This is a genomic window from Streptomyces alkaliphilus (genome assembly GCF_014141535.1).
Taxonomy (GTDB): domain Bacteria; phylum Actinomycetota; class Actinomycetes; order Streptomycetales; family Streptomycetaceae; genus Streptomyces; species Streptomyces alkaliphilus.
Map to the genome: position 1 here is coordinate 1 of NZ_VKHT01000088.1, position 9,483 is coordinate 9,483.

At 70.3% G+C, this 9,483-nt stretch carries 16 protein-coding genes; 15 read left to right on the forward strand and 1 reads right to left on the reverse strand.

What is annotated here, in order from left to right; all coding sequences use genetic code 11:
• Positions 1–587 (reverse strand): TetR/AcrR family transcriptional regulator (locus FNQ90_RS05200; RefSeq protein ID WP_182605179.1); only part of this gene is annotated, 587 nt, incomplete at its 3' end.
• Between the two features lie 235 nt (positions 588–822).
• Between FNQ90_RS05200 and FNQ90_RS05205 the strand changes: the two genes are divergently transcribed.
• The 15 genes from FNQ90_RS05205 to FNQ90_RS05270 form a co-directional block, all read left to right on the forward strand.
• Positions 823–1,170, forward strand: coding sequence for a DUF1330 domain-containing protein (locus FNQ90_RS05205; protein ID WP_182605180.1), 348 nt, complete (start codon positions 823–825; stop codon positions 1,168–1,170).
• 414 nt (positions 1,171–1,584) lie between these two features.
• Positions 1,585–1,902 (forward strand): TetR/AcrR family transcriptional regulator, encoded by a 318-nt coding sequence (locus FNQ90_RS27050; RefSeq protein ID WP_323379787.1) that lies wholly within the window; start codon positions 1,585–1,587, stop codon positions 1,900–1,902.
• A gap of 3 nt (positions 1,903–1,905) precedes the next feature.
• Positions 1,906–2,106 carry a hypothetical protein gene (locus FNQ90_RS27055; protein WP_228470871.1) on the forward strand — a complete coding sequence of 67 codons (201 nt, stop codon included), beginning with the start codon at positions 1,906–1,908 and terminating at the stop codon, positions 2,104–2,106.
• 425 nt (positions 2,107–2,531) lie between these two features.
• On the forward strand, positions 2,532–2,723 hold the full coding sequence (locus FNQ90_RS05215) for a hypothetical protein (RefSeq protein ID WP_228470872.1): 192 nt from the start codon (positions 2,532–2,534) through the stop codon (positions 2,721–2,723).
• Between the two features lie 104 nt (positions 2,724–2,827).
• A complete protein-coding gene (locus tag FNQ90_RS05220) occupies positions 2,828–3,223 on the forward strand; it encodes a type II toxin-antitoxin system HicB family antitoxin (RefSeq protein ID WP_182605181.1) in 396 nt (131 codons plus the stop codon).
• A gap of 957 nt (positions 3,224–4,180) precedes the next feature.
• On the forward strand, positions 4,181–4,330 hold the full coding sequence (locus FNQ90_RS05225; RefSeq protein ID WP_182605182.1) for a hypothetical protein: 150 nt from the start codon (positions 4,181–4,183) through the stop codon (positions 4,328–4,330).
• A gap of 285 nt (positions 4,331–4,615) precedes the next feature.
• Positions 4,616–4,930: a putative quinol monooxygenase gene (locus FNQ90_RS05230; RefSeq protein WP_182605183.1), complete on the forward strand. Its 315-nt coding sequence runs from the start codon at positions 4,616–4,618 to the stop codon at positions 4,928–4,930.
• Positions 4,920–6,164: a helix-turn-helix domain-containing protein gene (locus FNQ90_RS05235; protein WP_182605184.1), complete on the forward strand. Its 1,245-nt coding sequence runs from the start codon at positions 4,920–4,922 to the stop codon at positions 6,162–6,164. The genes FNQ90_RS05230 and FNQ90_RS05235 overlap by 11 nt, the downstream gene beginning before the upstream one ends.
• A gap of 553 nt (positions 6,165–6,717) precedes the next feature.
• A complete protein-coding gene (locus tag FNQ90_RS05240) occupies positions 6,718–7,428 on the forward strand; it encodes a DUF6907 domain-containing protein (RefSeq protein ID WP_182605185.1) in 711 nt (236 codons plus the stop codon).
• On the forward strand, positions 7,425–7,601 hold the full coding sequence (locus FNQ90_RS05245; protein WP_182605186.1) for a hypothetical protein: 177 nt from the start codon (positions 7,425–7,427) through the stop codon (positions 7,599–7,601). The genes FNQ90_RS05240 and FNQ90_RS05245 overlap by 4 nt, the downstream gene beginning before the upstream one ends.
• Complete coding sequence (locus tag FNQ90_RS05250) at positions 7,598–7,735, forward strand: hypothetical protein (RefSeq protein ID WP_182605187.1); 138 nt, start codon at positions 7,598–7,600, stop codon at positions 7,733–7,735. Before FNQ90_RS05245 ends, FNQ90_RS05250 begins: the two co-directional genes overlap by 4 nt.
• A 75-nt stretch (positions 7,736–7,810) precedes the next feature.
• Positions 7,811–8,002, forward strand: coding sequence for a hypothetical protein (locus tag FNQ90_RS05255; protein WP_323379788.1), 192 nt, complete (start codon positions 7,811–7,813; stop codon positions 8,000–8,002).
• Positions 7,999–8,292: a DUF6303 family protein gene (locus FNQ90_RS05260; RefSeq protein WP_323379789.1), complete on the forward strand. Its 294-nt coding sequence runs from the start codon at positions 7,999–8,001 to the stop codon at positions 8,290–8,292. Before FNQ90_RS05255 ends, FNQ90_RS05260 begins: the two co-directional genes overlap by 4 nt.
• Positions 8,289–9,113 (forward strand): DUF2637 domain-containing protein, encoded by an 825-nt coding sequence (locus FNQ90_RS05265; RefSeq protein ID WP_182605188.1) that lies wholly within the window; start codon positions 8,289–8,291, stop codon positions 9,111–9,113. Before FNQ90_RS05260 ends, FNQ90_RS05265 begins: the two co-directional genes overlap by 4 nt.
• Positions 9,110–9,483 (forward strand): DUF6251 family protein (locus tag FNQ90_RS05270; RefSeq protein ID WP_182605189.1); only part of this gene is annotated, 374 nt, incomplete at its 3' end. The genes FNQ90_RS05265 and FNQ90_RS05270, both read left to right, overlap by 4 nt.

Here is a 9,483-nt window from a genome sequence, read left to right on the forward strand (position 1 = left end):
GGGTGGAGCTGATCAACCTCGGCTTCGGCGGGGGTGCGCAACGCGGCGTCGAGCGCGTCCAGGGTCCACTCCCAGGACTCCCGGGATTCCACCGGCGTGTGTTCGAAGCCGCCGGCCGACTCCAACTCGGCGTAGCCGTGGATGACGGCGCCCACCATCCGCACCGCGTGGGTCTCCGCCGGCTCCGCGAGGCCGTAGCCGCGCAGGATCGCCCGCGTCATCCGGGCGTGCCGAACACCGGCGCTGCCGGCGGCCGTCTCCGGATCGAGCCGGGCCCGGGCTGCGGCGTAGCGGCCCGGGTGCCGCAGGGCGTAGTCGCGGTACGTGTTCGCCAGGGCCGCCAGGGCGTCCCGGCCGGCCAACCCGACCAGCGCCTCGGCGGCCCGGTCGGCCAGCTCCTCCAGGGCGAGCAGCGTGATGCCGGTGGTGAGGTCCGCGGAGTTCCGCACGTGCGAGTACAGGCTGGCGACCTTCACGTCGAACCGCCGGGCCAGCTCCGACACGGTCACCCGGTCGAACCCGACCTCGTCGGCCAGTTCGGCGCCCGCCCGGATCAGGCGGTCACGGTTCAGTCCCGCCCGTGCCATCGTCGACTCCTCCACTCTCCTACAATAATTAGGACACAACCTATAAGCTTTAGGCAAGTGGAGGGGGCGATCGACAGGGCGCGCGCCGGGCGGGATGAAAGCGATGGGGCGACTGGGTTGGCGCTCCGGTGATCCCCGGCGGGGACCGGGCACGTCACCCGTCAAGGCGTCGACGGCCGTGTGACGACGTGTCATGCTCCCGGCTTACGGAGCCCGAACCGACCGGAAGGACACCATGCCCGCCTATGCCATAGCCCACCTGCAGGAGGTCGCTCCGCACCCGGAGGTCATCGAGTACATCGAGCGCGTCTGCGCCACCTTCGAACCGTACGGCGGGCGTTTCCTCGTGCACGCGACCCCGCACGAGGTGAAGGAGGGCAGCTGGCCGGGCCACGTCGTGGTGATCGGCTTCCCCGGCATCGCCGAGGCGCGGGCCTGGTGGGACTCACCGGCGTACCGGGAGATCGCACCGCTGCGCTCGCGGCACATCGAGGGCGACATCATCCTCGTCGAGGGCGTTCCCGAGGGCTACGACCCGACCGCCACCGCGCGGGCCATGCGAGACGCTCTGCCCACCGAGTAACCCCGGCCGGGTTCGGTGGCGGACGGGAGCCCGGCAGTGGTGGGGGCCCGGTACGGACCGGGGTCCCGCCCCGAGGCACTCCCTCGCGGTGCGCCCCGATGATCGGGCCACGGAATCGCCGTCTTCCACCCGGTGACCGACGCGGTCCGAAACGACGCCGGCACGGGGACGACCTCCGCCGCCACCCGGCCACGCCCGGGGCGCCGACCTCGCCGGAGTACGGGATTTCCACCGGGCGCGGCCCGGGGCCCGCCCGACCGGGCGGGAAGACTTCCCCGGCCACATCCCGGCCCCGGAGAACCCTGCGCGACGCCCCGGTCCACCCGGTCCCCTGCGCTCTCGCCGCCGGTCTGGGCGCGGCGGAAGCCGAACGGTCCGACTCGCGTGCCGGCTCCCGTCAGGAGCGTGGCTCCAGTGGTCGACGCCACCACGGCGCTCCTCCTCACCGAGGGGTGGGCGGCGGTGAGCCACGCCGAGGTCGCCCGGCGTTCGGGCTACTCCAAGGCGACCGTCTACGCCCACTGGCCGACGCGACTGGACCTCATCCGGGCATCGGTGGGGCGGCTCTGCGGCGCGGCGGAACACCCGGAGCCGATGGGAGTCCTGGGGGCCGACCTGATCAACGGATTGAGCGACTTCGCCGAGGACCTGTCCGGCGGGCACCTGGCGCGGGTCCCGGGAGGGGTCATCGAACGGGCCGGAAGCGACCCGGCGGTGGACGAACTGCGGTAGCAGTTGTGCGACGAGGGCACCCGTGCACTGAAGGAGACCCTCCGCACCCACCCGCCGGCGGAAGCCGTCGAGCCCTCCCTGGCCCTCCTCACCGGAGGGGTGTTCATCCGCGTCGCCCTCCAGGCCCGCCCGGCGACCGAGAACTTCATCGAGGACCTCGTCGACCGGGTCCTCTCCTCGTCCGGCGTCGATGGCCCGTCCTGACCGCCAACCCCGGAGCGCGAACGCGCATCCGAACGAGTCGCCGCTGAGCACCGCCAACGGGTTGGCCGAACCGGTCACCCGAAGAATCACCACGGGCCACACGCCGCGAGTCCGGCATCGGCGAAATCCAGGACTCACCGAACGCGCCGCCAGGACACCAACCACCATCGCGCGAAGGCCATACACACACCAGTCGGCACCGGTCACCGTTGTACCTCACCTTCGTGGGCGCGGCAGAGCCCTGTTCAGGGGTATCGGAACGGAGTCTCGGCGGGTTGCCACACCCAGCGCCATCAGCAATCACCAAGCACCGGCAGTCACTTCGCGAGTCCGAGCGATGGCGGGCTACCGCGTACCCGGAGTGACCCCACTCACGCTTGTCGCATTGAGTAGACAACTCACGTCGCCTGTGGTAGACATGACTGGTGCGCAAAAGCACCTTGATACAAGAACTGCGGCAGATAGCCGCGAGCAAGGATGCCGATCTCGTACTCGCGCGGCAGGGGGCAAGACATGAGATTTACATCCTCCGGGATGTTTCTCTTCCCATTCCGCGCCACAGGGAGATCGCCGAAGGAACCGCCAAGACTTTGATCAAGGCGGCGAAAGGAGCGTGATTGCTTGGGGGGTCGAGCCCCATTCGACCCCCCAACCGATCAGAATCCCACAACTTCGGCCGTGCGCACAACACAAGAAAAAGAAAAGAAAGGAGAAAGGAGAGGTGACCGAACCCCGAACCTACCATGCAATTGCGACCCAAGAGGGTGCGCACTGGGTGGTTAAGGTCGAAGACCTACCCGAAGGGCTGGTCGGCGTCACCCAGGGACGCACGTGGAGCGAAGCACGAAAGATGGCCACCGATGTCGTAGCCATGCTTTTGGAGGTGCCCGAGGACTCATTCGAGCTTGTGATGCAACCGGCCGATCCAGACATGGCCAATGCCCTGATCACAGTTGAAGGAACCAGAAAAGAAGCCGAGCTAGCCAACAAGGCCGCTGCCGAAGCCTTGGCAGTTGCCGCGCGAATCCTGACCAAGAAGACAACGGTCAGAGATGCGGGCTCGATGCTCGGCGTCTCACATCAGTACATCGCCAAACTCGCTCCGAAGAAGGGTTGAGCCAACTCAACACATCACACGATATGGGTCCCTGCCGGATGGCCATCCGGCAGGGACCCTGCCGTATACCAAGAGAAATTCCCCAGGCAGCCAACCCCGATCTCTTGATCCGTACGTAAATTACGTCCGCCACCACGGCGCACTCTTGGCGAGCCTTCAAGGTGGCTGAGCCCGTAAGGCATGAGGATGGGGGTCGAGCGAGAAAAGAGGGAAGTTCATGGGGAATGATTCCACAACCAAGATCACTTGCTCGACCAAAGGCTTCTTCGTACTTGTTCACCCCGGCGGGAGTGGATCTTTCCACTTCACCTCTGCATCACCTGGCGGAACCGCTCGCGGCGCAGCGGGTGGGGGTGGGAACCTGGTGGCGGCATGTTTCTCCCGGCTGGCAGGCGTTGCCAACATCCGGCCGATCCTCGGTGCGGTCGCCCTCCCCAGCCTTTGGCCGTGAGGTCCCCCAGTGGAAAGTCGCTGTGGGCCTGGCTCGCGCCACTCGGAGCCGTCCACGGCATCCGCGCCGTTCGCTCCCATGCCCTCACCGACACACTGACCTGTGGGAATGTGCCTTGCAGGGCCGCCAGTGATGACGAGTGGGGTCACTGCGCGCACCTCCATCGTGGCCGATGGGAGAACCTCTCTGCCGCTCGGCGTGCCCACTACCGAGGCCCGATCGGGAGCAGAGCGCTCGGTAGGCAGGCCCTGGCCCCCTTTGAAGTCTTGGCAGCTGCTACGCCGTCCGCGGTGCCCGGCCACCCGCGTCACCGACCCGGGCAAACCCGGCCCGCCCCTTGACCTCGACTCGACAGCCCGAGGTTGAAAGGGCTGGGTGTATCGGATCCTGGCCAAGCATGGGCTGGTTGCTCCCGTCTGGGCCAGACACCGAGGAGGGAGGCCCTCGGCCCCTGGCGATCGGCCGCGTCGTCGTCTTTCGCCCCGTCCTCGAAAGAGCCCCTGCGCGTGCGGCCCACTCTGTTCACGAGGCAGGAGGTGCAGCGGTTGCACAACCTGATGACCAGCCGGAACCCGAGCCGGGCGCTGTCGGTGTGCCGGATGGCGTTGGCGGCCAACTCCGTGACAATCAACGCCACGTCATCGACGGCCGGATGATCCGCCAACAGTTCGCGCGCCCAGCGACGGGCCAGGGGGATGTCTTCCGGACGTCCCCCGAAGTGGCGTTCCCGGATGGTCATGAGCACTCCCTCTCCAAGGGCCGGAACACGGCAGACCGAGACCACATCACCGCTCCGACACAACCAGTAGATTTAGTACCAGTGCCGTCATTAAGGTACGGATACGTGACACTCGAAGCCGTACTTTTCGTGCGGGTTGAGTGCCGGGTAGCGTCGGAAGCGGGGGCCGGAAGGGCTCTCGGAAGTCGGAGAGGGGACTCGAATGTTCGGCCTGATGGTGCGCTTCACCTGCAAAAACACCGAAGCGGCAGCGGCTTTCGACTCATTGGTCGCGGAGACCGGTGAGCACATCCGTACGAAGGAACCCGGAACGGTGATGTACGCCGTGCACCGCGTTGACGGGCGCCCCCTGGAGCGAATGCTCTACGAGCTGTACCGCGACCGGGCCGCCTTCGAGGCCCATGAAGCCGCCGACCACGTGCGACGCTTCCTCGCCGAACGCGAGCAGTACCTCTCCGGCGTCGAGGTGGATCGACTCGACCTCATCGAGGCCAAGGGTGTGAACGTTGAGCGGTGAGAGCCCCGACAGCGGTGAATACGCGAAGGCGCTGGGCCGAAAGGTGGCCCTGCACCGCAAGCGACGCGGCTTGTCACAGAAGGAGTTCGCCGGCCTGCTCGGCCGTTCCGAGGCGTGGGTCTCACAGGTGGAACGCGGAGTACGCCGCATCGACCGCATGACGGTGTTGGAGAAGATCGCCGACACCCTGGACCTCCCCGTCGCCGAACTGGCCGCCGAGGCTCCCCTCGTGGCCTCGGCGATCACCCGGGACCCCTCGGCCGCAGGAGCGTTGCGGGTACTGCTCGGCGAGGCCCACGCCCTGCGGGCGGTCCTCTCGGGAGCCGGCCCGGTCGATCGGACGAAGCTGCGGGACGGGGTGGACCGGGCGTGGCAGCTGACCCACGCAGGTGAGTACACCGATCTCGCCGAACTCCTCACCGGCCTGATCCCGGAATTGGAGGCAGCGGCCAGGACCGGCGGGGATGGTGATGAGAGGGACCTGTTCCGGCTGTTGGCCTCGGCCTACCAGGCGTGCGGAGCCGCCCTGGCCCACGCCGGTGATCCGGACGCGGCCTGGGTCGCGGTGGATCGTTCCGTGGTCGCCGCCGAACGTGCCCGGGACCCGCTGTTGATGGCGGCGGGAGGCTTCCGGTTGGCGATCGTCTTCAACGGCGCGCGGCGCCACGAGGAGGCCGGCCGGGTGGCCGGGGACACGGCGGACGCGCTGGCGCTCGCCGTGGAACACGGGGACCCGGCAGCCGTAGCCCTCTGTGGGGCGCTCACCCTGCAACGCGCCGTGGCGGCCGGGCGGTCGAACCGCGCGGAGGAGGCGTACGAGCACCTGCGGCGGGCCCGTGAGATGGCCGTCACCGTCGATGGTGAGAACGACGGGCACCACACCGAGTTCGGCACCCTGAACGTGGAGTTGCACGAGGTCGCCGTCGCGGTGTGTCTGGGGGACGCGGGCAGGGCGCTGCGCGTCGCCGAGCACCTGGACGTGTCCGGTCTGTCGGCGGAACGCCGAGCCCGCTTCCAGATCGACGTGGCGACGGCCCGGACCCAGCGTCGTCGGGTGGTTGAGGCCGTCACCTCGTTGGAAGCGGCGCTCGATCTGGCCCCGGAAATGGTGCGGGACAAACCGGTGGTCCGGCGACTTGTCTCCGACCTGCTCACCATGAGCCCGGTGGCATCGGACCGCCTGCGCCGTCTGGCGCGGGAGACGGGGATTCCGGTTGGCTCGACCGACCGCTGACCCCATCGGGCCGGTTCCTCGAGCGAGGAGACATCTGCCCGGAACTCCTGGCTCCTCCGCGACGGCTCGGGCCGAAGGGCCGGGTCCCGCCTTCCCGGGCGGGACCGGTCCCACCCGGGGCCCGGGAAGGGCCCGGGAGGTCCTCACGTACACGGCCGCAACGGCATCGCCCGGCACCTTCCGTCACCCGGGGGAGAGGGGTACCGGAGCGCCGGGGCGTTTCCCCGGCCACGATTCGCCGCTCGCGGATACGACGAAGCCCCGTTCCGGATGATCGGAACGGGGCTTCGGTCTGCTGCGCGCTCGGCAGGATTCGAACCTGCAACCTTCTGTTTTACTCCGCCGCACCCATGACCAGCACGGATGCTCGAAAAGGCCGGTTGACCAGCGAAAACAGCTCCCGCTGTTTCCCGCAGTTTCCCGGCCCGTCCCCGCCTCATGTGTACGGAATCCGTACCGGAGGACTCATCAACGGGGACGGCCCCGGAAGGCGTAGCCGCGCCTGACCCGGGGCCTGTTGGCCGGACCCTTCTCAGACAAGGAGTCCGAACCGATGAGCAACACCGTACCCGCTCGCTTCTCCACGACCGAGCCCACCGCTCCGACGTCGGGCGGTTCCGCCGACCGGGGCGTCAACCGGGTCGAGACGGTGCAGGAGCTGCTGCACACCCCCTGCTTCTCGTGGTGCGACCACTCCCACTACTCCGACCTGTCCGTCCACGAGTCGGACCACATCACCATGTCCCTGCCGGACGGGGCGCTGGCGAGCAACGCGAACGCCCCGGTCGCCGCGATGCTGTGCGTGGACGACTCCGGCAGCAACGCGGCGACCGCCCGGATCCACCTGTGGCACGGCGAGGACGACATGGCGTTCCTGCTGCCGGACGAGGCCGAGGTCTACGCCGACCGGCTGATCACCTTCGCCGGTCAGGTCCGGCGCCTGGCCCGCGAGGGGCGGGAGCGGCGTCGACTCTGCTCCGTCTTCTCCTGGTGCACCGAGGTCGGCGAGCACGACACCCACACCTCACGTGACCTGTCCCTGACCCGCCCGGACGACTCGGGCGCCTACCTGGGTGCCTACCTGCTGGCCGAGGAGTCCGAGGGCAACCGGGTCTCCGTCGGCTTCGAGGCCGGGGACTGGGTGTCGCTGGACGCTGCCGGCCTGCGCCGGGAGATCGACCGCATCCGGGCGCACTGCGACCAGCTCGCCCGCCTGGCCGACATGGTGGCCGACGAGGAGCTTGCCGCCGGGGGTGCGGCGTGAGCGAGCGCGAGGCCCTGGAGCTGGTGCGCGCCCTGCTGGGCGAGGCCCTGGACGTCGAGCCCGGACCGACGAGGTTCCCGCGGGACCTGAACGCCCGTATCGGGGAGCTGTCGCAGGCGATGCGCGCGGCCCTGACGGTCATCGACCGCGCCCTGCCGGGGGCCGACCGGTGAGCGGCACCTGGGTGTGCGTCCACTGCCGCACCGAGGACGAGGTGCTGGGCTTCTGCAAGGCCTGCGGGCGGTGGATGCAGGGCCCCGGCCCGGGCCGCTTCGCCGTCGCGCTCCTGGCGCTCCTTCTCCCCTGACCTGATCTCCATCCCGTTCCCGGGGCCCCGCCTGCACACGGCGGGCGGGGCCCCCTGTCCCCTCGGAGGGGAATCGTGAAGTCGTTGATGTGGTGGGCCCTGGCGCTGGGAGCGCTGTGGGCCTTCCCGACCGCCGCGGCCGCCATGGTGGCCGCCCTCGGGGCCGCCGCCGTGATGGCCGCCGCCCAGCCGGTCGTCCTGTCCTTCGGCGCCGGGCTGCTGGTCGGCCCGCGCCTGGCCCGCCGGATGCGGGGGTGGGCGGCGTGAAGTTGCAAGCGCTGATGAGCAACAGCGGCGGGGCGTGGAAGGTGTTCGTTCCCCTGCTGGGCAGCGTCGCCGACTGGCCCGAGCACCGGTGGCCCGCGGGCGGGCCGATCCCGAACCCGGCCGCGCGCCTCGAGGTGCTGGCGGGCCTGGGTTATGAGCCGCTGCCGGGTGCCGCGTGGCGGTGGGAGGAGTGCCCGGCCGCTTCGGCGGAGCCGGACGATCCGCGCGCGGCGGTGGACCTGATCGCCGCCATCGACCTGCGCGAGCGGTGCGGGGAGGTGGCGACATGACCCGCTCGACTGCGGACCGGCTGATCGTGATCGGTGCGGCGGTGGTGATCGTGGCCCTGACCGGGGCGGCGTTCTGGCTGTCCTACGCGCACCTGGCGGAGATCGCCGAGGCGCACGGGCTGTCCGGCGCCCGCGCGTGGGCGTGGCCCGCGACGCTGGACCTGGGGATCATCGCGGGCGAGCTGTTGATGCTGCGCGCTGCGATCCAAAAGCGGGTCGACTGGTGGGCCATCGCGTTGACGGTGGCCGGGGCCGGTGGCTCCATCGTCCTGAACGTCTGGGGCGTCGGCGCGAACGCCGAGGCGCTGGACTACGTGGTGGCCGCCGTACCGCCGTCGGCCGCACTGCTGGCCTTCGCCGTGATGATGCGCCAGGTCCACCGCTGGCTCGCCCACACCGGCCCGGCGCCGGTGGTCGCCGATCCGGTCGTGCCGCTGGACGCCCCGGTGGTCGTGCACCCGGACGTCGAGGTGACCATCGACCGCGTTCCGCCGGTGCCCGTCGACCATCCGGCGCCGGTCGGCCACCGGGCGCCGGTGGTGCCGGCCACGCTGCCGCCGGCGCCGGCTGTCGAGGCTCGGGAGATGACCGGCGCGGTGCCCGCCGAGGCCCCCCGCCGGGTGGTCACCGAGGTGGTTGCCCTGACCCCCGCCGAACTGCGACGACGGGCCCGTTCCCTGCACCGCCGGGCGGTCACCGCCACCGGCCGGCCGGTGACCATCGAGGCCCTGCGCACCGAACTCGGTCTCTCCCGCCGGGACGCCGCCGCCCTGCGCCGCGAAGTGGTCACCGGCACCGAGCAGGAAGGCGAGCAGCGATGACCGCGAACCTTCCCGCCCACCGGCACCACGCCGGGTGCGGCTGCTACCTCCCCGACGGCACGCCGGTGGTCGACCAGCCGCTCGCACCGCCCGCCTGGACCGGGCCGGCGGTGGTCCACCAGCACATCCACCAGGCGCCCCCGGACCGCACCCTGGCCCGCTTCGCCCTCGGGGCCGGTGTCGGCGGCGGGGCGGTGGCCGCGGCCGTGATCCTCGGGCCGGTCATCACCGCGGCCCTGGCGGCGATGACCGTGCACCTGGCGACCGCCGGCACCGCGCTGGTGGTCATGGCCTGGGCGGTGGTGACCGTGATCCGCGTCGTCACCGAGGCCCGCAATCGCCCCGCTCCCCCTCCCGCCCGCCGTTCCCG